This window comes from Eubacterium sp. An11 (assembly GCF_002161065.1).
GTDB lineage: Bacteria > Bacillota > Clostridia > Lachnospirales > Lachnospiraceae > Anaerobutyricum > Anaerobutyricum faecale.
In genome coordinates this window covers 36,205-58,940 of the sequence record NZ_NFLV01000018.1, presented here as the reverse complement: position 1 = coordinate 58,940, position 22,736 = coordinate 36,205, and the positions used below count along the sequence as shown (strand labels likewise).

Sequence of the window (22,736 nt, the reverse complement as noted above, 5' to 3'; positions counted from 1 at the left end):
AATGGAACCATATTTGAGAACCTGGTGTGAGGTGGACTTAAAGGCTATCCGCCAGAATATGTTAAATATCAGGAAGAAAGCAGGAAAAGATATCAAAGTGATGGCCGTGATCAAGGCGGACGGCTACGGACACGGCGCCGTGGAGATTGGCAAATACATTGACCAGGAAGCGGATTACTTTGGTGTCGCGACCATCGAGGAGGCGGTGGAGCTTCGGGAGGCGGAGATCGACAAGCCGATCCTTGTACTGGGATACACCTCCCCGTCTCTGTACGGCCTGAATTTACGGTACGATGTGGAGCAGACCATTTATTCCATGGAGACGGCGGAAAAGATGTCAGAAGAGGCTGTCCGGGCCGGAAAAACGGCAAAAATACATATTGCTCTGGATACGGGAATGACCAGAATCGGCATTACCCCGGATGAGAAGGGACTTGCTTTGGTAAAGGAGATTCGGAATCTGCCGGGACTGGAGATCACAGGTCTGTTTTCTCATTTTTCCTGTGCGGACATGGAAGATAAATCTTATACAGAAGAGCAGATGGAACGATATGATCATTTCGTGAGTCTGCTGGAAGAAAGTCATATTGCCATCCCGGTAAAACATCTGTGCAACAGTGCGGGAATCATGGAATTTGACCACCACCGGTTTGATATGGTGCGGGCGGGTATCATTCTTTATGGCTTGTATCCGTCTGAAGAAGTGAATAAAGATACCCTGGATCTGCAGCCTGCCATGTCCTGGAGGACGCATGTGGTCAATATCATGGAGCCGGAGATGAACCGGGGAATCAGCTATGGGGCCACTTATGTGACAGACCATCCATGCCGGATCGCAACCATCTCCATTGGTTATGCGGACGGTTATCCAAGAAGCCTTTCCAATAAGGGATGGGTGCTGATCCATGGACACAGAGCGCCGATTGTGGGAAGAGTCTGCATGGACCAGACCATGGTGGACATCACGGATATTCCGGATGTAAAAATAGAAGATGTGGTCACTCTCATCGGCCAGGACGGAGAGGAGAGAATCTCCGTGGAGGACATGGCGGACTTATCCGGAAGTTTTAACTATGAATTTGTCTGCGATGTGGGCCAGAGGGTAAAAAGAGTTTATTTTGGATAGATTTCCATCGGCTGAAAGTACACGGCGCATGCGGTCTGCTCCCGGACAGCCGGTGATGAAACCTCATATAATATTAACAGGAAAGGAAGGAAGTTCTATGAAATCACTTGCAATAGAAAGAGAATTTGGAAGCGGAGGCAGAGAAGTTGGAATGAAGGTGGCTGAGGCTGCCGGAATCTCGTATTATGACGGCAATCTGCTGGAAAAAGTGACGGAACGGTACGGAGAGTCCGCCAATATATTAAATACATATGATGAAAAATGGACGGGAAGCCTGCTGTTTAATATTTCCATGGCAGCGGGATACAGCCAGGGCAATGATCAGTCCAAGATTTATCAGATGGGATATGAGGTAGGAGAAACTATTCAGAGACTGCAGAGAGAAGGCCCTTCCGTATTTATCGGACGATGCGCCACACACATTCTCAAAAACAATCCAAATGTACTCCGGGTATTTATCTATTCCTCCGATGAGAAAAAGAGAATTCAGAGAATTGTGGAGACAGAAAAGGTTTCAGAGGCGGAAGCCAGAAAAATGATAGATAAGAGAGATAAGGCAAGAAGGAATTATTTCAAATTCTGGACCCAGAAAGACTGGGGAGACCGGGGAAATTATGATCTGGAGCTGAATACTTCCATTCTCTCCACGGATGAATGTGCGAAGATTCTCCTGTATGCCATGGGCAAACAGGAATAAAAGGAAAATCCGAAGACTGAGAAAAAGTCTTCGGATTTTTCTATTTTTCATATTTTAAGATTTGTCTGTCAGTAAAAGCTGTTTCCTTCGAATGAGATAATATCCGATCCCCAACGCGTCGGCCAGGAACCAGCCAATGGGTACAGACCACCAGATGCCCACAACGCCCAGGGCAGGAATGGCGGACAGAGCATAGGCCAGGGCGACACGAATGCCCAGGGATACGATGGTCAGGACCACAGACATGCCGGGTCTTCCCAGAGCACGGTATAAGCCGTAAAGGAGAAAGAGGATTCCGATCATGAAATAAAAGGACCCTTCAATACGGAGATACCGGGCGCCTTCTGCGATGACAGCTGTCTCTCCTGCATCGATAAACAGTGACATCAGAGGTTCGGCAAAGAGAAATACACAGAGAGAAACAGCCACGCTGAAGGCAACAGAGGTCAAAAAAGCGGTGCGTATTCCTTTTTTGATACGCTTTGTTTTTTTGGCCCCGAAGTTCTGTGCCACAAAAATGGAAAATGCGTTGCCGAAATCCTGCACCGGAAGATAGGCAAAGGCATCAATCTTTACGGCAGCGGCAAAGGAAGCCATGATGGTGGTGCCAAAGCTGTTGACCAGCCCCTGCACGGCCAGAATACCCAGATTCATGATGGATTGCTGCAGGCAGGTGAGAGCCGAAAAACTGGTAATCTCCTTGATCCTGCTGAACCGGAGACGTACATTTTCATCTCTGCGAAGAAACTCCGGAAACTTTATGCGGGTGTAGATGGTGATTCCGATTCCGGATACATACTGGGAAATCACCGTGGCTTCGGCGGCTCCGGCCACGCCCCGGTGAAGGACGGCCACGAAGAAAAGATCCAGGATAATATTCAGGACGGCGGATACCGCCAGGAATATCAGAGGAATCACGGAGTTACCCAGAGAACGCAGCAGGGAAGCAAAAAAGTTATAAAGAAAGATACCGATCATTCCCGCAAAAATGACCATAAGGTAATCTTTCATCATACCCTTCAGCTCTTCCGGTGTGCGGAGAAACCAGATAATGCCGTCAATGCCGGCAAAAATAAGGATATTTAAGAAGATGGTGACGATACCCAGAAGACAGAAGGATGCAAGGATTCCTTCTTTTAACCCGATGTCGTCTTTCTCTCCGAAACGGATGGAAAAGACCGTTCCGCTTCCCATGGCGAGACCGAGAATGATGGATGTGAGAAACGTCATGAGGGAGAAAGCAGAGCCGACGGCGGCCAGAGCTTCCTCTCCCAGAAAGCGTCCCACGATCAGCGTGTCGGCAATATTGTAACATTGCTGCAAAAGATCCCCTAAAATCATGGGGATGGCAAAACGCAGCATGGTCTTCATGACAGGTCCATGTGTCAGTTCATTTTCCATGATAATCACCAGTGCTTTCTTTTCGAAATTAATTAATTAACAATCGTAATTAATTATAGTATTGCAATGTATAAAAGTCAAATAGATAATTGCGTTATGTTTGCACCGGATTGACTTATACTGTGCGGATATCGTATAATAACCAGAAATAAAGCGAGAAGCAGGAGGTGAGAGAACATGTTTTTGGATGGTCTGGATGAATTGGATCAGAAGATTGTCCAGCTGTTGATCAAAAATGCCCGCATGTCTTATTCAGAGATCGGACAGCAGATCGGGATATCCCGGGTGGCTGTGAAAATGCGGGTACAGGCTCTGGAGGATAAAGGAATTATTGAGGAGTATACCACCATCATCAATCCGCAGAAGATAAGCGGAGCGGTATCCTGCTACTTTGAAATAGAGACAAAACCGGAGGCTTTGATGGAGGCAGCGGAAGTTCTCAAAAAAAATGACACCATCACTCAGATTTACCGGGTGACGGGCAAAAGCCGTCTCCATGTCCATGCGGTGGCCTCATCCCACGAGGAGATGGAAGCGCTGGTTTCACAGACCATTGATAAATTGCCGGGAGTGACAGAGTGCAGCTGTAATATGATTTTGTCAAGGATCAAAGATATCAAGGGACTTCGGCTGTAGCGGGGATATGACTGTATCTGCGCTTCGGCTGCAGCTGACAGCGGAAATATATCCCATGGAGAATACATCAGTGGAAGTATGGAATTTCCTAAAAGCATAAGGAAAATGCAGTACATTTTTTGGTGGCATCGTCCATATAATGGAACAAAAAGAAGACTGGTAAAAAGATGCTGAACATTTTATGGGTCGTGATGATGGCAGGAGGGATTCTTTTTGCCTCCTTTCAGGGAACCATGGGAGAGGTGACGGAGTCTTTTATTGATTCGGCCACAGAAGCGGTAAATCTCTGCATTTTTATGCTGGGCGTCATCGGCGTCTGGAACGGCATGATGGAAATTGCGGTGAAAAGCGGTCTGATGAGAAAAATTGCCCGTGTGATGTATCCGTTTATCCACTGGCTGTTTCCGGATATTCCTTCTGGTCATAAAGCCAGCGAGTACATCGCGGCAAATATGGCAGCCAATATGCTTGGACTTGGATGGGCCGCAACGCCGGCGGGACTGAAGGCTATGCAGGAATTGAAAGCATTGGACAGCAGAACAGAGAATGTGCCGTCAGGCAGAAAAAGGCCGCCGGATACCGGGGGAGGTCGGGCTTCGGATATGATGTGCGCCTTTCTGGTGTTAAATATCTCGTCGCTGCAGCTGATTCCCATCAATATGATTGCCTACAGGAGCCAGTACGGATCGGTGGAGCCGGCTTCCATTGTGCTTCCCTCCATCGTTTCCACAGCCATATCGACGCTGGCAGGTATTTTGTTTATTAAAGGGATGGAAACGCTTAGAAAGAAAAGGAGGAGACGCCCATGAGAGGTTTCCTCTATTTTTCTGATTTTATCGTACCTTTTATCATGTTTTATATAGTGATTTACGGCTTTTTCAATAAAACAGATGTATATGAGGACTTTCTGTCCGGGGTGAAGGAAGGGTTCAAGATTGTCATAAAAATTGCTCCTACCATGGTAGCTCTGCTGGTCTCTATTGGAATTTTCCGGGTGTCCGGCGCCCTTGATTTTGTATCTGGGCTTCTGGAACCGGTGGGAAGGCTGCTCCGCATTCCTGCGGCGGTGCTTCCGGTCTTCCTCGTCCGTATTTTTTCTTCATCGGCGGCCACCAGTTTTGTGCTGGACATTTTTAAAGAATATGGTCCGGATTCCAGTATCGGCACCATGGTATCCATTATGATGAGCTGTACGGAAACGGTGATCTATACCATGACGATCTATTATATGAGCGTGAAAGTGACCAAAACCAGATGGACTCTGCCGGGAGCTATGTTTGCCACTATAGCAGGGACCATCGCCAGCGTGGTAATCACCGGGATGATCCTGTGAGGAAATCATGCGGGCGTTGCAAAAAAAAGAACAGTGTAGTATAGTCTAATAATATCTTACAGAAAAGAAGAAGGACCATGATAGAGAATAAACAATCCATAATCATTGACTATTTTAATATAGAGGGCACTCCGGGAGGCAATCAGGACTGGTGTACGGATTTCTGGATGTACCTGGGAGGATGCGCGGCGCTGGCCGCCTGTGATCTGTCCATCTGTCTTTCTAAGAATCTGGGACTGGCGGATTGCTGTCCTTATGATCCGGAGCACATGACGAGAAAGCAGTATGTGGACTTTTCCATGGTGATGAAGCCGTACATTCATCCAAGAATGGGAGGCGTGGCAAAGCTTTCCCTTTTTACGGACGGATATGGAAAGTATTTAAATGACAGGGGATATGATGTAACGTTTGATGTGTGCCCGGGGGAGAAATCCTTTGAAGAGGCGGAAATATTTGTAAAAAATGCATTGAAAAAGAACCTTCCGGTTCCTTTTCTACTGCTCCGTCATAGGGATAAAAGTTTTAAAGATTTGAACTGGCACTGGTTTATGATCACTGGCTATGATGTAAAAAACGAAAGAAGTATTTTAAAATATCATACCTATGGCGAAGAGCAGGAAGCTGATTTTCAGCGATTATGGGCCACCGGCATGTACCGCCGTGGCGGTATGGCAGCCATCAAAGAAATCAGATAGTCGATGTATAAATTACTTACTTATAATCTTCCAGTAACTGTACTAACTGAATTAATTTCTCCTTCTTTTCAGGAGAGAAATCCCGGATGAGATATAAAAGCTCTCTGTCCAGAGAAGTCTCTTTATAATCCTCATCGATGGTACCGGCGAGATAGTCCAGAGACATGCCGGTGAGCTGAGCGTAATAAGTCAGCATTCTCAGTGTCATAAGGCTTCGGTTGTTCTCTACATTACTGATGTAACCCGGAGTTACACCAAGAGCTTTTGCTACCTGATCCTGTGTCAGATGGTTAGCGATTCGAAGCTCTTTGACTTTTTTTCCTAAATCTTTATTCATAGTATCACCATCGTCCCTTCTTAATGGTAAATGGAAAAAGCTGTGCATGGACAAAGAGTTTGCCCTCTGGCAAACTCTTTGCTCAATTACAGAAGATAAACTGGTAATTCAACACCAAATCCGTGGTGAACAAATCCGATATGTTCAAGAGTGATGTGTTCAAGAGTCATTCTGTTTAAGGTCATGCGCATATATATTACCTCCCTGATATTTGTATTATAATTATTATAACAAAAGATGTTGTTTTTGGATAGTAAATATTAGGGAGATTTTATGCTATTTTTCGGTAAATATAAGAAATTTTTTTGACATTTTTTTGTTTGTATAAGATTTAGATAATAAAAGCAACGATAAATTACATTTATTGTATAAATTATTACATGTATTGTAGTATTGTTTTTGCAGGACAAGACAAAAAGGAGGAATACAAATGGAATATCTTGATATCAGAACAAAAGATGGCAGACGGACCGGACAGGTGAAAGCCAGAGAGAAGGTACATGAAGACGGGGACATTCATGGGACTTCCCACGTGTGGATCGCCCGCCGGAATGAAGAAGGACAGTGTGAGGTTCTCCTCCAGAAAAGAAGCGCCCATAAAGACGCCTATCCGGGATGTTATGATATTTCTTCTGCCGGTCATCTTCCTGCCGGCCAGGAGTATCTTCCATCAGCCATCCGGGAACTTGCTGAGGAGCTTGGCATTGAGGCATCGGAAGAAGATCTGCTCTTTCTGGGGATTCATGAAGGGTACAGTGAGGAGATTTTTTACGGGAAGCCGTTTCGGAATCATGAAATCAGTCACGTGTATCTCTATGAGAAACCGGTGGATGTGACGAAACTTCGTCTGCAGGAGAGTGAGGTGGAGTCGGTAAAGTGGATGTCCCTGGAGAAATGTCTTGAAAAAGTAAAGAGCAGGAGTCCGCAATACTGCCTGTTTGAGGAGGAGCTTAACATGATAAAAGATTATTATGGGAAAAAAATTTTTAAAGAGAATTCTTAAAGAGAGTTTTTATCATCAAAAAACCTTCAGGAGCCGGAATGGATATCTGACTCTTGAAGGCTGGTATGTTTCATAATGCGAATATATACAATTATGTAAGATGCACCGGAGACTGGTCAGGATACAACTTCCCATAGTTCCTCTCTGGTCAGCGACATGTTCTCGGCAACAATATGCGCGATATCCATGAAGTGGTCGTTCATCTGTCCGATTTCCGGATATTTGCTGAACAGATACATGAGCTTCTTGATCCAGATGATACCCCGGTAATTAAAAGGTTCTTTGGATAAAATATCGCTGACCTGGTATGGAAGGATCTGCATCCAGATGCTCATGCGGGCCAGAAGATGCATGGTAAAATAAATCTGACGGGTGGAGCCGTACTCCGCTGTGTTGGTGTAGTGCTCTCCGTAATATCGGATATTATCCATGGTCTCCCGCTCCATGATGCCGATCTTGTCCGGGCTGTATTTTAACTGGACGCCGTAGCGGTGCTTGAGCCAGGCGGCGTAGCCTCTGCGCTCAGCGTGATATTCTGACCAGTGCTGGAAAAGAACGGTCTCCGGATTACTGAACAGCTCCTCATAGGAGGAAAGGTGGTTCAGCCGGGCGTAATCTTTGTAATCGCACATATGGGTCAGCTCGTGGAAAACCAGACGATAAAGCTCGCAGTCTTCCACCCGCTCTATGTACGGCCGCTTGAAGATAAGATAAAACGGTTCATCCATGGAACGGGGATACTTCATGCAGGCGGCCACATGCTTCCAGTTCTGGCGGGCAGTGGCTTCGTCCAGAGTCTTGATATCTTCATCGCTGAACCCGTATTTTTTCTGACATTCATACATGTCGTCGGCCAGAATAAACCGCAGGTTCACATCTTTTAATTTAAAATAATTGAAATACGAATTGGCAATTCGCTGAATTTCTTTCATAATCATAATGGTAATCTCCCTCATGATTATTCTAACACAGAAGAAAAACCATTCAAAGAACATCTTTTGGTTCTTTAGGTGTATTTTTCAGGTCACCGCAGATGCCCCGGACGATATATTTTGGTCTTCCCTGTATCTCATCATAAATCTTTGAAATATAATAACCGATGATACCGAGGCTCAGCATGATGATGCTGCCGGTGAACAGATTGATGATGATCACAGTGGTAAAACCTTCCAGGGCGGTTCCGATGATTTTCTGATAGAGAGCGATTCCGCCCAGGATCAGAGAAATCAGCAGCATGACGGAGCCGAGCAGGGAGACGATCTGCATGGGCGCCGCGGAAAAAGAAGAAATGTTGGAGACGGCGTACTTGATCAGCGACCAGGTGGACCATTTGGTCTCCCCGATTTCTCTTTCTCTCACATCAAATTCGACGCTGGTGGTCTTAAAACCGATCCAGGAAGAAAGCGCGCGGAAAAATGCATTTTTCTCCCGAATATTCAGCAGGGCGTTGACGGCTTTCCGGTCCAGCAGTTTGAAATCCGACGCCCGGGTCATATCGATATCCGTGAGACGGCTGATGATTTTATAAAAGCAGCGGGCGGCAAAAAAATGAGCGGGACTCTCTTTTTCTCCCCGGGAATGTTTGACACCCTCCACAATCTCATATCCCTTCTCCCAGAGATGGTACATTTCTATGATCTTTTCAGGGGGATGCTGCAGATCGCAGTCGATGACCACGCAGCAGTCTCCGGAGGCGTAAAACAGGCCGGCGTATATGGCGGATTCCTTTCCAAAATTTCTGGAAAAATTGACGCCTTTTACACAGGAATTGCCGGAAGCTTCCTGGCGGATCTTTTCCCAGGTAGTATCTGTGGAACCGTCGTTGACAAAAATCAGCTCGTAAGAGATTTCGGCCTCTTCCAGAAGTCCCGATATAGTCTTTGAAGTTTTTGGTATCATGCCCTCCTCATTAAAAGAAGGGATGATGACGGATAGTAATTGGTCCATAAGTTATATCTTCCTTTATCTGCCATATGTTGTCCATATAATATACATATTATAATATTTTTGTGATTTCATGTATGAAACTTATTATAACATTCTCTGTCAATTGTTGAAATACAAAATGAGATAACACGGAAATGTAACAAAAGTTTCATAGATTGTTAATCTTCACGGGTTGTATAGAATATAAAAAAGGATTATACTATGAAAATGTGATTTAGAAGGAATGAAGACAGCACATGAAAGAAGGAGTTTCATGATACAGGACATCGGAGAACACAGAATAGATATTGTTTATAACGAAAAAGCAGCTTTAAGAGAATCTGACTGTATCATCGCTTTTCAGGGCAGGAACGTTTACATGAGAAAACGAAAGAAGGGAATGCCCTCCTCGTTTCTCACCTGCGAAGATATTCTTCCGGTGGAATACAGAAAGGAAGCCATGGAGAGATATGTGAAGGATGCCGTCTATCTTCTTTCTCTGGACGGAAAGAAGTTATTTCTTCTTCCGGCTAAATATCTGGCGTCTGCCTATCTGGCAGAGAAACGGGATATTGATATGTTCCGGGAAAAGGATGAGGAAGGAAGAGCCGTCAATTTTGCCATGATTACTGCATGGCATCTGTATTGCTGGTATGAGAAGACGAAGTTTTGCGGCGCCTGCGGTATCCGTCTCCGGCATGGAAAGAAAGAGCGGGCCATGGTATGTCCGATCTGCGGAAATGTGATCTATCCAAGGATGGATCCGGCTATCATCGTGGGGATTTATGAGGAAGACAGGATCCTTCTCACAAAACGATCTCCGTCATCCGGATATTTTTCTCTGGTATCCGGTTACAGTGAACCGGGGGAGACTCTGGAAGAGACAGTCAGGAGAGAGGTGATGGAGGAGACAGGACTTTCCATCAGCCATCTGGTTTATTATAAAAGTCAGCCATGGGCGGCATCCCAGTCGGTTTTAGCAGGTTTTTTTGCAAGATTAGACGGTGATGCGCATATACATATAGACAAGAGTGAATTATCTGACGCCAGATGGGTAAGGCGGGAGGATCTGGAAGGCTGTTATTCCACCAGCGGCGTCAGCCTCACAGCAGAGATGATCGCATATTTTCATAAACATCCGGAACATTTTCCGGCGTATTTGAATGAAAATATAGATAATTATAAGATTGATTATTAAAGACATGCATTGTTCAGACGGGTACTAAAGAATCCGAGACGTACCGGTTGATTTAGAAGAAAGGGGCACAATCATGGAAGAGAAGGAGAGTAAGAATACTTCTTCGTGGAGTACAGGAAAAAAAGTGGGCGTCATTGTGGCGGCAGTCATAGTGATTTATGCCCTGATTTCGGTATTTTTTCATTTTCATTTTTTTCCGGGAACGGAAATCAACGGATATAAATGCGGTTTCCACAGTGTGGGAAAAGTAAAAGAGATGATAGAGAAAGGTGTGGGAGAATACACCATTTCCATCGCAGAAAGAGATAATAAAAAAGAATCGGTCGCTTCTTCTGATGTGGGACTCACCTTTGTGGATGACGGAAGACTGGAGAAAATCAAAGAAGGGCAGAAGGCTTATGCCTGGATTACCTTTCCATTTATCAACAAAAAGTACTCCGACGGGGTGACTCTGGAAGTGGATGAGACTTCCTATGAGAATGCGTTTAACGGACTTAACGCTTTTGATGAGAATCAGGTGGTGGCTCCGGTGGATGCATGGTCTCAGTATAATGAAGAGACGAATTCCTATGATATTGTTGATGAGATATACGGTAACACGGTAAAAAGGGAGGAGTTCTATACGGCGCTCAAAGAGGCGATCATCCGGCAGGATGACAGTATTGATATTGAGGAAGCCGGCTGTTATGAGAACCCTGCTTATACCAAAGATTCTGAAGAGGTGCTTCAGTCCAACGACACGCTCAATAAATATGTCAGCACGGATATCGTCTATGATTTTGACGACAGGACACAGGAGTTGACGGGAAGTACCATCAATAAGTGGCTCAGTGTGACAAAGAAGTTTAAAGTCAAGGTGAATGAGGATAAAGCGGCAAAATATGTTGCAAAGCTTGCCGATAAGTATGATACAGTAGGTATTGAACGGCATTTTACATCCATTGCAGGCAATGATATTGATGTGAAGGGCGGAACTTACGGATGGACCATTGATCAGAAGGCGGAGACGGCGAAGCTGGTCAAACAGATCAAAAAGGGAAAGAAAGTAACCAGAGAGCCGGAATATTCTCACTATGCCAAGAGCCGGAAAAAGAATGATATCGGAGATACTTATGTGGAAGTGGATCTGGGTTCCCAGCACATGTGGTTCTATAAGAACGGTGAGACTGTAGTTTCCACTCCGGTAGTTACCGGAAATACCAGTCTTGGACGGGGAACGCCGACAGGTGTATATTATATTCTCTATAAGACCACCAATTATACATTAACAGGACAGGGATATGCATCTCCGGTAGACTACTGGCTGCCGTTTACTCACTCTGGCGTGGGTATTCATGATTCTTCATGGAGAAGCAGTTATGGAGGCAGCATCTATACATATGACGGTTCCCATGGATGTGTCAATACGCCGTATGATGCAGTAAAGACCATTTACAATAACATAGAATCCACGTATCCGGTGGTAGTGCACTGGTAAAAAAGAAAGCTGCGGGCGACTTAACGTCGTCCGCAGCAATTTTTATATTTTTTTCCACTGCCGCAGGGGCAGGGACTGTTGGGATAGATTTTTACTTTTTTCTGTTTAAGTCTCATGGCTTCCGCCGCTGTATATCCTCTGTTGAGAAGAAGGGCAGCGTGCGAGAAGACATTGTTCAGGGCAGAGAGCAGTTTCCGCCCGGAAGCATCGGCGATGCCCGCGTCAAGGATGTCTGCCAGGGCATATCCTGGAGAAGCTTTTGGCTCCGGAGTGCCGGATTTATGACTGACTGCCTTTGGAGATCCGGACGACTGGTTTTCTGACTCTGGAGTTTTTGTCTTCTGATTGCCTGTCTTTGAATGTTCCCGGGATCGAGCGTATTTTTTAAGAAATGTGACGGCGTCCTCCATGGTGCCGCCCTGACGGAACAGAGTCTGGATCTCACCGCTGAGTTCCCGGGCTTTTTCCCGGGTGATTTCTCCTGTGCCGGCAAGAATTTCGGACAGTTGCCCTGTATACTGATCTTCCGGGAAATATCCGAAACGGGACAGATACCGGATTTGTGTTTTGTCCGGCATATAAAAAGGAAGCGTTCCCTGGCATTGCTGTATCTTCTTATATAAAGCATTGGCGTACAGGGCTTCCTGAATGATCAGATCATTTTCCAGAATAAAACTTTGGAAATACGGAGGTATGATTCGTATTTCCTGCAGAATATCTTCCCGTTTCAAAGGTGCTGGCGCGTATGCGTTGTACATTTTCATAAGAATGGACGCCGGAAAACAGCCGTACAAATGCCCTGAAGCGTTGAGACAGTCCAGAAGAAAACTTTTTCTTTGGCGCTCTTTTTCAAAGGCTCCTGTCAAAAGTTCTGCGGAAGTTTCCATCAGCTGCTGCGGAATCTGGTATGAGCCATCTGTATTTTTCAGACAATAGCCGCCCTCATACATCCTCCGGTATAGTGCCGGATGTCCGGATTCCGGGAAATGTATGAGATTCAGTTCGTCATCCCCTAAATAGACAAAAAAGTTATGGATGACGGAAGGGGTATACAGATAGTCCAGAAGATTCCGGGCAAGCTCGTCTTTTTTCATGGATGAATATCCGGACATGCCGTGAAGTTTTGCCAGCTGAATTAAATCTTTTTTTGTTCTTGTTAATAAGTAATTGCTGTATGTGTTCATATAGTATATTTCCTGTCAGTGATAATAAAGAGTATTTATTTCATAAGAAATTACATGGATGCTTTTTTGTTGTCCTGATACATTATACTATTTTTTTCGTGATTTTCCTTATAATTAATGAGCTTTTGGCTCTCTTTTTTTGGTAGTATTGTTATTTTATAGTGAAAATAATTTGCATTTCATAAAAAATATTGTTCTGCACTGTTTTTTACTTCCGCTTTCAGGAGGTTCGAGTGTCGGACGGCGCTGATGAAATCATCTCTGGATACGGTATCCCTTGACTGCAGGGCTGCATAGGAAAAAGCCATTTCAAGGAGAGTGAGCGGAAGCTCCGGTCTTCGGGTCCTCTTATCCTGCGGTTGATAGTCTTCCGATGAGAGTCGGATGAGAGTCCGGAGAATCTGAATGGTGACTTCCTGAGAAAATGCATTCCTCACCTTCGTCTCGTATTCCACGGCAGGGATGGTTCCAAGAAGAATGCGGAGTGTCGTATCCGCATCTGGTTCTTCCACGGTAACAGGGTAGAAACGACGGGCCAGAGCCTTGTCGCTTAGAATGTATTTTTGGTACTCATCGCTGGTGGTGGAGCCGATGATTTTGATATCGCCCCGGTCAATATACGGTTTCAGCATATTGGAGATATCATTATTGGAGCTTTCGGTGGAACCTGCCCCGACGATGGTATGGATTTCATCGATGAACAAAATGATTTCCGGATGTCTGTCCAGCTCTTCCATGAGCTGGCGGATGCGCTCTTCCATCTCGCCCACATATTTGGTGCCGCTTAAAAGAGAGGTGGTGGTCAGTTTGTAGATTTCCCTGTTTTTCAGGAGGTTCGGTACCTGTCCTCTCTGCAAAAGCCAGGCAAGTCCCTCGGCCACGGCGGTTTTGCCGACGCCCGCTTCTCCGAGAAGAATCGGAGACTTTTTCGGGGAAATCAAAATCAGTTCCAGATCATTCAGTTCCGCTTCTCTGCCGATGGCAGGGTTTGTAATATAGGAGGCGGCTGTCATGTTATAAGCATATTTATTTAAAATGCTGTCGGAGGACAGATGGGAACTGCCGCTATGGCGCCGGTATCCCGGAAAGACTTCTTCGGGTGCGTGTTCCCGCAGTCCGGAGAAATCGAGTGCTCGAAGAGCGAGATATTCCGGGAAATCCATCTCGGACAGAGGAGAGGCTTCCCGGAGCAGAGATTCCGGAACAAGGTCCGCCCCGCCCTGGGATCCGTCCTGACTGGTGGTCAGCCGGCATAAAAAGTCCAGCTCTTTTTTCTGGAAATCAGCAAGAAATCCCTCGATGCGGATGTCATCCAGAGAAGAAATCTTGCTGGTATACATTTCGTTAAATAATTTTACCAGCCAGATATTCTTTTCTGTGGTGAAACAGGCAAGCTGAAAGCGCAGAATATCCGCCAGAAGTTTTTCGTTCTGTTTCAGGTATATTATATAGGAAGAAGCCCGTTTCGCAATGCGGGCGATGTGCTGCAGGTTTTCCGGTGTGGACTTGATGATGACTGAGTAGAAGTCCTGCAGTGTCCGAAGGAATAAACTCCTGTCTTTAAAGCATGGTTCCAGTCCAAGCATAGTTTGGGCATACACAGAATAAAAGGGTGTTTTTAGATTTTCAAAAAGACTGATGGTGCACTGCAGCCATATATCTTCCGGAAAACTGTTATCGGCAGATGGATCTTCCGATTGTGGAAGAGTATCGCCGGCGGATGGACCTTTTGATTGTGGAAGAGTATTGCCGGCGGATGGACCTTTTGATTGTGGAAGAGTATTGCCGGTGAATGGATCTGCTGTTGTTTTGGCTGGATCACCGGCGGAACGCATCTGTTCTTTCAGGCGGATGCAGTCTTCAAAGTACCGGTCGTATTCCCGGGCGTTTTCCGGAAAGGAAAAGTTGTTCCGTTCCCGGAGAAGATTTTCGATAAATTTGAGAAAAAGCCCGTCATCGTGGAAAGCCTCGATGCGGGACGGAAGAAGGAACATATTCTGTATGCAGTTGTTTTCAAAAGAGAGGGGCTGTCCGGCATTTTGAACAAGGCGGAAAGCCTGTGATAAAGTGTCAATGATTGTATTCAAGATTGCGATTACTCCTTTACAGATAATTTTTTACTTTAAAGCGAAAAAGTGTTGTACTTTTGATTTTTTTATGTTAAGATAGCTTCTGGTGACTGCAATAGGCTTTCATTATGCAAATCACCTGTTTATTATAAGGAAAATAATAAAAAAATGCAATGATTGCGGGAGCCACGCTGCAATGCGGAAAAGGAGGGTTTCTGTGATCATGATTACATTCATTGAAAAATCAGATTTTTGGAAGAAAAGGAGAAAAAAGTATCATGGATATGCAGATGAATTTCTATAGAAAATTGCCGATACCGAGAGATCTGAAGAAGCAGTTTCCGGCAGATGAGAGAGTAGTTAAGATTAAAAATGAGAGAGATCCGGAGATTGCAAGGATTTTTGAAGGAAAGTCCGACCGGCTTCTGCTCATCATCGGCCCGTGTTCTGCAGATAATGAGTCTTCAGTGCTGGACTATGTTTCCAGGCTGGCAAAGGTACAGGAAAAAGTAAAAGATAAAATCTGGATCGTTCCGAGAATTTATACAAATAAGCCTCGTACTACGGGAGGCGGATACAAGGGGCTGATTCATCAGCCTGACCCGGAAAAGAAGCCGGATATGTGGCAGGGAATCATTGCTGTCCGGGAGCTTCATCAGAAAGCGATTCTGGAAAGCGGTCTGACCTGCGCTGATGAAATGCTGTATCCGGAAAATCAGAGATATCTTTCAGATTTATTATCGTATGTGGCTGTAGGCGCCCGCTCCGTGGAGAACCAGGAGCATCGTCTGGTGGCCAGCGGCGCCGGCGTTCCGGTGGGAATGAAGAATCCGACCGGCGGAGATCTGAGTGTTATGATGAATTCCATTACAGCGGCTCAGAGCGGTCATATGTTTATCTACCGGGGATGGGAAGTGGAGTCCATGGGAAATCCATACGCACACGCAATTTTGCGGGGATATGTGGATAAGCACGGTCAGACTTTCCCGAATTATCATTATGAAGATCTGATGCAGCTTTATGAATTATATCAGGAGACCAACCTGAAGAACCCTTCAGTCATCATTGATACCAATCATTCCAATTCCGGTAAAAATTATATGGAACAGATCCGGATTGCCAAAGAGGTTCTTCACAGCTGCCGGATATCAAAAGACATCAGAAAACTGGTGAAAGGATTAATGATCGAGAGTTATATTGAAGATGGATGTCAGAAGATTGGCGGAGGCTGTTATGGTAAATCCATCACAGACCCTTGTCTTGGATGGGAAAAATCTGAGCAGTTGATCTATGAAATCGCAGATTTGTTATAAAATTAATAATTTTTATAAATAAGATATTACGAAAGGCTTTGTATTCATTACAAAGCCTTTGTACATTGTAAACAAAACATGTGTGCAGGCTTGTTTTTTGTAATAATTTTTTGTAAAATGATAACATGTATCGTCGGTTTCTTTTCTGGTAATTCTGTACACTTGTGAGAGAAAATGTTACAATAATTTTAAATAAGTCATTTTTAGAACACTTTTACGTAATATAATTTTAACAAGTAAAGGAAAGGGAGATGGCAGATGCTTCTGAGCAGACTGATGATTTTTAATCAGAAAGAAGAAGAGTGCCGCCAGATGGAAGCTTACTTTGAGGAAAGCGGATATGGCGTCATAAGTTGTTCGGATTTGGATGAATTGATGGATATCATTTCCAAGGGAAGACATAAGCCGGAAGTATTTGTATTTTATATAGATGATTCCGGACGAAAAGGATACGATATCATTGAGAAGGTCCGGGCCGTATCAGATATGGCGATTATCATTATATCAAAGGACAGCCGTCTTGACACTCAGCTGTACGCTTATTCCAAGAAGATTGATGATTACATGGCAGAACCGGTTCCCCTGCCTCTTCTGGAGGCTCATGTGGAAGCAATCCTCAGAAGATTTTCGGAGAAAAAGCTTTCTGTGGAGACAGCAGGAGCGATTACCATTGATTATGAGAGCAGAAAGATTTATCTTGAGGGGAAGGCTCTGAAGGTTACAGCGAAAGAATTCGATTTAATGGAATACTTTATCAAACACAAAGGAATGATTTTATCCAGAGATAAGATCCTGGATTCCGTGTGGGGATATGATTACATTGGCGGATACCGCAGTGTGGATACTTTGGTAAAGAAACTGAGAGCGAAGCTTACAAAGCAATACCCTTATATACAGACTGTGTATGGCGTGGGATACTGCTTTGACGTTTAAAAAATACAAGGAAAGGGGATTTTTATAACGATGAAACGATGGTTAGGTTTATTGATGGTCATTATTATGTGTTTCAGTCTGACAGCGCCGGCTGCGCAGGTGGATGCATCTTCCAGAGTGACGGTGGTGTACAAAGGAAAAACGAAATCATTCGGCGGAAAGAAAACATATGCTTACGTAAATAACAGCAAAATCAAGGTAGCGAAACAGCCGATTTTCCTGAAGAATGGCTGCTACATGGGACCGGTTAATAAGCTTTTCAAGAAAAGTTCCCTGAAAGTGACAGTAAAAAGCAGCGGCAATACGCTGACCATGCAGTATCGTTCCAATGTTATCGTATTGAAAAATGGAAGCCGAAATGTGACCGTCAACGGTGAGAAATCCCGGATGAGCGCACCGGCTATGCAGGTGACTTATCCAAGCGGAAAGACCAAATGGGCAGTGCCTTTAAAGAGTGTCTGCAGCCGTCTCGGAATCACTTATAAGCTGAAAAATGGCGTGATCAAGATGAAAGGAGCGGTGAACTCCGCAACGACATCCTCAAGCAGCAGTTCCTCCAATTCCTCAGCGGAAAACGGACAGATCACCCTGGTTCTCGACGCGGGACACGGCGGCATGGACTCCGGAGCGACGGGAAATGGTTACAGAGAGAAAACGATGACACTCTCCATTCTTCTGGGCGCCAAGAGAATGTTTGATAATGACAGCCGGTTTAAGGTGTACTATACAAGAACATCGGATACATATCCAAGTCTGACAGACAGAAGTAATCTGGCTAACAACTATGACGCAGATTTGTTTGTAAGTATCCATATTAACTCTGCATCGGCTTCGGCTCATGGAACGGAGACTCTGTATAATTCCAGCCGGAATACAGTGACAGCGAAAAATGGACTCACCTCCAGAGAGCTGGCAACGTATATCCAGAAATCCGTGGTATCGACCACAGGATTTACCAACAGAGGCCTCAAGAATAGAACAGACCTGAGCGTTCTGAACCGGACAAAAATGCCAGCCTGCCTCATTGAGTATGGTTTCATCAGCAATTCTACGGAAGCCAGACAGATGAACGCCAACGCGACCCGTTATGGTCAGGAGCTTTATCAGGCCATTGTTGGTTATCTGCAGTCCGAGGGTAAATTATAAGCAGAAGTTTAAAAACGGATTCCGGCAATATGCTGGAATCCATCTGTTTAAAATAATAAAAAATAATATGGAAATATAGCATTAAGCTGTCACAAGTGATGTATTCACATCTGGATATTGACAGAGCCGGAAAAGTCGGCTATCATATCCAGATGTGGGCTGCAGAATGTGGCAGCTTCTTTTTATGTCTGATAACTTATTCTTTTGAATCCCCAAGAAACACAATATATAGTAGAATAATATGTTGCATGGCACGATTTGTTGTGCTATAATGGCAATGCTCATGAAATGAGAGAGACAATTTTTTCCGGCAGTATGTTTGGTAAGGCTCTTCCGGAAGTTTTTGGAACCAAAACCACAGCACCGGAATTATCCATATAGACATAACATTTGACAGGAAATCGAGGTAGAGAGTATGAAGATTATCAAGAGAAGCGGCATGGAAGTCGAGTTTGACAGAAGCAAGATCAATAACGCGGTAAAGAAGGCCAACAACAGTGTTGTGCTGCAAGATCAGATGAGCGATGAGCAGATTGAGGAAATCGCGAAAAATGTGGAAATCATCTGTGAGGGTATGGGCCGTGCGCTGAGTGTGGAAGAGATACAGGATCTGGTGGAGAATCAGATCATGAATCAGAAAGCGTTCCGTGTGGCAAGTAATTATATCACTTACCGGTATAAGCGGGCGCTGGTTCGTAAGTCCAATTCCACTGATAAACAGATTTTAAGTCTCCTGGAGTGCAACAATGAAGAGGTCATTCAGGAGAACTCCAATAAGAATCCGACGGTCAACAGTGTCCAGAGAGACTATATGGCCGGAGAGGTCAGCAAGGATATCACAAAACGTTTCCTTCTGCCGGAACATATCGTGGAAGCTCACGAACAGGGTATCATACATTTCCATGATTCCGATTATTTTGCCCAGCACATGCATAACTGCTGCCTGGTGAATCTGGAAGATATGCTGCAGAACGGTACGGTGATCAGTGATGTGATGATTGAGAAGCCGAAGAGTTTCTCCACCGCCTGCAATATCGCCACGCAGAGTGTGGCACAGATTGCCAGCTCCCAGTACGGCGGCCAGAGCATCACTCTCTCCCATCTGGTTCCGTTCGTGCAGATCAGCCGGGATAAGTTCCGGAAGGAAGTGCGGAAAGAGTTTGAAGAAGAGGGCATGCCGATTAATGAGGAAAAGATCAACGAGATCGCCGAGATGCGTGTCCGCAAAGAGATCAAGCAGGGCGTACAGGTGATCCAGTATCAGGTCATCACCCTCATGACCACCAACGGTCAGGCACCGTTCGTGACGGTGTTCATGTACCTGGATGAGGTGGAAGAAGGACCGGCAAGGGACGATTTGGCGCTGATCATTGAGGAAATGCTCAATCAGCGGATTCTTGGTGTAAAAAATGAAAAGGGCGTGTATATTACGCCGGCGTTCCCGAAGCTCATTTACGTGCTGGAAGAGGATAACATCCATGAAGACAGCAAATACTGGTATCTGACTAAGCTGGCAGCCAAATGTACGGCAAAACGTCTGGTTCCGGATTACATTTCCGAGAAAATGATGAAGAAGTTAAAACAGGGCAACTGCTACCCGTGTATGGGATGCCGTTCCTTCCTGACTGTATATAAAGATGAAAACGGCAAGCCGAAGTTCTACGGAAGATTCAACCAGGGCGTTGTGACCCTGAATCTGGTGGATGTGGCCTGCTCCTCCGGAAAAGATATGGATAAATTCTGGGAGATCTTTGACGAGCGTCTGGAACTCTGTCATGAGGCCCTTATGTGCCGTCATAATCGTCTGAAGGGTACTCCTTCCGATGTGGCTCCGATCCTCTGGCAGAATGGCGCTCTGGCCCGTCTGAAGAAGGGAGAAAAGATTGATAAACTGCTCTACGGCGGTTATTCCACCATCTCCCTCGGCTATGCGGGACTCTGCGAGTGTACCCGTTACATGATGGGCGTCAGCCACACAGACCCGAAAGGCAAAGAATTTGCCCTCAAGGTTATGCAGCACATGAATGACGCCTGCGCTAAATGGAGAGAGGAGGGCAACATCGATTTCAGCCTGTACGGCACTCCTCTGGAATCCACCACTTATAAGTTTGCCAAATGCCTGCAGGAGCGTTTCGGCATCATTCCGGGTGTGACAGACAAGAACTATATTACCAACAGCTATCACGTACATGTCACAGAGCCGATCGACGCCTTTGACAAGCTGTCCTTCGAGGCTCAGTTCCAGGAACTGTCCCCGGGAGGAGCTATCAGCTATGTGGAAGTGCCGAATATGCAGAACAACATCGAGGCGGTTCTGGCAGTCATGAAACACATTTATGACAATATCATGTACGCAGAGCTCAATACCAAGAGCGATTACTGTCAGGTCTGCGGCTACGACGGAGAAATCCAGATCGAGAGCGACGAACACGGCAAACTCATCTGGGTATGTCCGAACTGCGGCAACAAAGACCAGAACAAGATGAACGTGGCCAGAAGAACCTGCGGCTACATCGGAACCCAGTTCTGGAACCAGGGAAGAACCCAGGAGATTAAAGAGAGGGTTATGCATCTGTAATTTTGATACCTCCGTATGAATTTAATTCGTACGGAGGTTTTTTATTTTTCGGAATAAAATATTTTTTATCATTCTGAATTGATTTTTTTCATTTTCTGTGTATAATACAACTTAATACAAAAACTGATTAAAATTTGTATAAAGTTGTTTTGGAAGTGGGCAGGAGTGTGTTTATGAATTATGAATCAATATTTAAACAATACGGAGGAATCATGCGCACGTGTGAACTTAAAAGGGAAGGGGTATCCTATCAGATTCTTCAAGAGTTGATGGCAGAAGGTCTTGTAGAGAAGATTAAATATGGTTACTACCAATGGCAGGACGAAAAAGCTTTCTCAGAAGTTTCAGTCATAAGTGCACTATTTCCGGATGCCATTGTTTGTGATATGTCCGCAGCAATGTATTATGGATATACCGACCGTGTACCTGGTATATGGCATATCGCAGTGGATAATAGATCGGCAAGAAATAAATTTAAAATAGATTTTCCTCAAATAAAACCGCATTTTATTTCTGCAAACAGGTTAGGAATAGGTGTGAGTGAGGGAAAGATTGACGGGATAACTGTAAAAATATATGATAGAGAAAGAATTATCTGTGATTGTCTCAGACATATCAATACAATGGATGGAGAGGTGTTGAATACTATAATCCAAAGATATGTGGGAGATAAGGATAAAGATTCTGCCAGATTAATGGAATATGCGGCAAGACTGGGTGTGGAAAAAAAGGCAAGAAGGATGATAGGAATATGGCTGTAAAAGAAATTAAAGATATGGGAGCCTCAGTTCTTTCCAGATTAAAAAAACAGTCCAGGGAAACGGGAATTAATTATCAGACTTGTCTCCAACTGTTTGCACAGGAGGAATTTCTTCGTAAACTGGAAATATCCCGATATGCCGGAAATTTTGTTTTAAAAGGTGGGATGTTTTTATATATAATATCTCATTTTGAGGGCAGACCTACTATGGATATTGATTTTATGCTCAGAAAATTATCCAATGATATTTCGGGTATGGAAAAAATAATTAAGGAAATATGTCAGATGGATACTGGAAATGACTTTATAGATATTCAAGTTCTTGGGATAAAAGAAATTACGCCAGAAAAGAAATATTCAGGTGTAGGAATCAATATGAAAGCTTGTATAAAAAATGTTATAATTCCTTTTTCTGTTGATATTGGAGTTGATGATGTGATAATACCTGCACCGATAAAGAGAACGGTAACAACCCGGTTGGCAGGTTTTAAAGAACCGGATATTTATACATACTCTTTGGAAAGTACGATGGCAGAAAAGTTTGATGCTATTTTGAAACGAATGTCAGCTTCCAGTAGAATGAAAGATTTTTATGATATTTTCTATTGGTCAAAGATATTTGATTTTGATGGAGCGGTATTATACAGGGCTATTTTTGAAACTTTGAAACACAGAGGAACTACATATAAAAAAGATAGTTTAGAAAAAATAAAATTATTTCATCAAAATGAATTTATGAGAACGTTATGGAATAATTATAATCCAGGACCGGGACTTGAAAAACCGGATTTTATTTCCGTACTAAATCAAATTGCCTTGTTTATTGGTCCAATATATGAAGCTATACTAAATCAAAAAGATTTTTTTGGAACGTGGTCGGCAAAAGAAAATGTATGGAGTAAATAGAAAGAAATAAACAGGAGG

21 protein-coding genes are annotated in these 22,736 nt (G+C 44.4%); 15 read left to right on the top strand and 6 right to left on the bottom strand.

The features are described from left to right. Position 1: 1 nt before the first annotated feature. Positions 2-1,126 (top strand): alanine racemase, encoded by a 1,125-nt coding sequence (gene alr / locus B5E53_RS12960; protein WP_087315718.1) that lies wholly within the window; start codon positions 2-4, stop codon positions 1,124-1,126. A gap of 97 nt (positions 1,127-1,223) precedes the next feature. Continuing rightward, positions 1,224-1,823: a cytidylate kinase-like family protein gene (locus tag B5E53_RS12955; RefSeq protein ID WP_162611913.1), complete on the top strand. Its 600-nt coding sequence runs from the start codon at positions 1,224-1,226 to the stop codon at positions 1,821-1,823. A 54-nt stretch (positions 1,824-1,877) separates the two neighbouring features. On the opposite strand, the gene B5E53_RS12950 is transcribed toward B5E53_RS12955, so the two are convergent. Then, entirely contained in the window at positions 1,878-3,224 is a 1,347-nt protein-coding gene (locus B5E53_RS12950) for an MATE family efflux transporter (protein ID WP_087315734.1), read from the bottom strand. Positions 3,225-3,401: 177 nt separating this feature from the next. Between B5E53_RS12950 and B5E53_RS12945 the strand changes: the two genes are divergently transcribed. From B5E53_RS12945 to B5E53_RS12930, 4 genes are all read left to right on the top strand, one after another. Then, positions 3,402-3,860 (top strand): Lrp/AsnC family transcriptional regulator, encoded by a 459-nt coding sequence (locus B5E53_RS12945; RefSeq protein ID WP_087315714.1) that lies wholly within the window; start codon positions 3,402-3,404, stop codon positions 3,858-3,860. A gap of 167 nt (positions 3,861-4,027) precedes the next feature. Next, on the top strand, positions 4,028-4,669 hold the full coding sequence (locus tag B5E53_RS12940) for a nucleoside recognition domain-containing protein (RefSeq protein WP_087315712.1): 642 nt from the start codon (positions 4,028-4,030) through the stop codon (positions 4,667-4,669). Next, positions 4,666-5,193: a nucleoside recognition domain-containing protein gene (locus B5E53_RS12935; RefSeq protein WP_087315710.1), complete on the top strand. Its 528-nt coding sequence runs from the start codon at positions 4,666-4,668 to the stop codon at positions 5,191-5,193. Before B5E53_RS12940 ends, B5E53_RS12935 begins: the two co-directional genes overlap by 4 nt. 77 nt (positions 5,194-5,270) lie before the next feature. Continuing rightward, positions 5,271-5,888, top strand: coding sequence for a hypothetical protein (locus B5E53_RS12930; RefSeq protein ID WP_087315708.1), 618 nt, complete (start codon positions 5,271-5,273; stop codon positions 5,886-5,888). Positions 5,889-5,904: 16 nt separating this feature from the next. Here B5E53_RS12930 and B5E53_RS12925 read toward each other — a convergent pair whose 3' ends face one another. Next, positions 5,905-6,225 carry a helix-turn-helix transcriptional regulator gene (locus B5E53_RS12925; RefSeq protein WP_087315706.1) on the bottom strand — a complete coding sequence of 107 codons (321 nt, stop codon included), beginning with the start codon at positions 6,223-6,225 and terminating at the stop codon, positions 5,905-5,907. Between the two features lie 430 nt (positions 6,226-6,655). Here B5E53_RS12925 and B5E53_RS12920 point away from each other — a divergent pair, with 430 nt between their 5' ends. Continuing rightward, on the top strand, positions 6,656-7,228 hold the full coding sequence (locus B5E53_RS12920; protein WP_087315704.1) for an NUDIX domain-containing protein: 573 nt from the start codon (positions 6,656-6,658) through the stop codon (positions 7,226-7,228). Between the two features lie 116 nt (positions 7,229-7,344). Here B5E53_RS12920 and B5E53_RS12915 read toward each other — a convergent pair whose 3' ends face one another. Both B5E53_RS12915 and B5E53_RS12910 read right to left on the bottom strand, forming a co-directional pair. Continuing rightward, complete coding sequence (locus tag B5E53_RS12915) at positions 7,345-8,166, bottom strand: hypothetical protein (protein WP_087315702.1); 822 nt, start codon at positions 8,164-8,166, stop codon at positions 7,345-7,347. Positions 8,167-8,212: 46 nt separating this feature from the next. Then, positions 8,213-9,175: a glycosyltransferase family 2 protein gene (locus B5E53_RS12910; RefSeq protein WP_087315700.1), complete on the bottom strand. Its 963-nt coding sequence runs from the start codon at positions 9,173-9,175 to the stop codon at positions 8,213-8,215. Positions 9,176-9,428: 253 nt separating this feature from the next. On the opposite strand from B5E53_RS12910, the gene nudC reads away from it, so the two are divergent. Further along, positions 9,429-10,352: an NAD(+) diphosphatase gene (gene nudC, locus B5E53_RS12905; RefSeq protein WP_162611912.1), complete on the top strand. Its 924-nt coding sequence runs from the start codon at positions 9,429-9,431 to the stop codon at positions 10,350-10,352. Between the two features lie 73 nt (positions 10,353-10,425). Then, positions 10,426-11,829: a L,D-transpeptidase/peptidoglycan binding protein gene (locus B5E53_RS12900; RefSeq protein WP_087315696.1), complete on the top strand. Its 1,404-nt coding sequence runs from the start codon at positions 10,426-10,428 to the stop codon at positions 11,827-11,829. A 20-nt stretch (positions 11,830-11,849) separates the two neighbouring features. Here the strand turns inward: B5E53_RS12900 and B5E53_RS12895 are convergent, their stop codons facing one another. Beyond that, entirely contained in the window at positions 11,850-13,013 is a 1,164-nt protein-coding gene (locus tag B5E53_RS12895) for an SEC-C metal-binding domain-containing protein (protein ID WP_087315694.1), read from the bottom strand. 179 nt (positions 13,014-13,192) lie between these two features. Next, positions 13,193-15,100, bottom strand: a complete 1,908-nt coding sequence (locus B5E53_RS12890) for an AAA family ATPase (protein ID WP_087315692.1) — start codon at positions 15,098-15,100, stop codon at positions 13,193-13,195. Positions 15,101-15,360: 260 nt separating this feature from the next. On the opposite strand from B5E53_RS12890, the gene B5E53_RS12885 reads away from it, so the two are divergent. The 6 genes from B5E53_RS12885 (at position 15,361) to B5E53_RS12860 (ending at position 22,718) form a co-directional block, all read left to right on the top strand. Continuing rightward, positions 15,361-16,395: a 3-deoxy-7-phosphoheptulonate synthase gene (locus B5E53_RS12885; RefSeq protein WP_087315732.1), complete on the top strand. Its 1,035-nt coding sequence runs from the start codon at positions 15,361-15,363 to the stop codon at positions 16,393-16,395. Positions 16,396-16,653: 258 nt separating this feature from the next. Continuing rightward, on the top strand, positions 16,654-17,328 hold the full coding sequence (locus B5E53_RS12880; RefSeq protein WP_087315691.1) for a response regulator transcription factor: 675 nt from the start codon (positions 16,654-16,656) through the stop codon (positions 17,326-17,328). Between the two features lie 30 nt (positions 17,329-17,358). After that, a complete protein-coding gene (locus B5E53_RS12875; RefSeq protein ID WP_087315689.1) occupies positions 17,359-18,474 on the top strand; it encodes an N-acetylmuramoyl-L-alanine amidase in 1,116 nt (371 codons plus the stop codon). Between the two features lie 415 nt (positions 18,475-18,889). Then, positions 18,890-21,052: an anaerobic ribonucleoside-triphosphate reductase gene (nrdD, locus tag B5E53_RS12870; RefSeq protein ID WP_087315687.1), complete on the top strand. Its 2,163-nt coding sequence runs from the start codon at positions 18,890-18,892 to the stop codon at positions 21,050-21,052. Between the two features lie 173 nt (positions 21,053-21,225). Next, positions 21,226-21,813 carry a type IV toxin-antitoxin system AbiEi family antitoxin domain-containing protein gene (locus tag B5E53_RS12865; protein ID WP_087315685.1) on the top strand — a complete coding sequence of 196 codons (588 nt, stop codon included), beginning with the start codon at positions 21,226-21,228 and terminating at the stop codon, positions 21,811-21,813. Continuing rightward, the gene (locus B5E53_RS12860) at positions 21,804-22,718 is read left to right on the top strand and encodes a nucleotidyl transferase AbiEii/AbiGii toxin family protein (RefSeq protein WP_087315683.1); all 915 of its coding nucleotides are present in this window, start codon (positions 21,804-21,806) and stop codon (positions 22,716-22,718) included. Before B5E53_RS12865 ends, B5E53_RS12860 begins: the two co-directional genes overlap by 10 nt. The last annotated feature ends 18 nt before the right edge of the window (positions 22,719-22,736 follow it).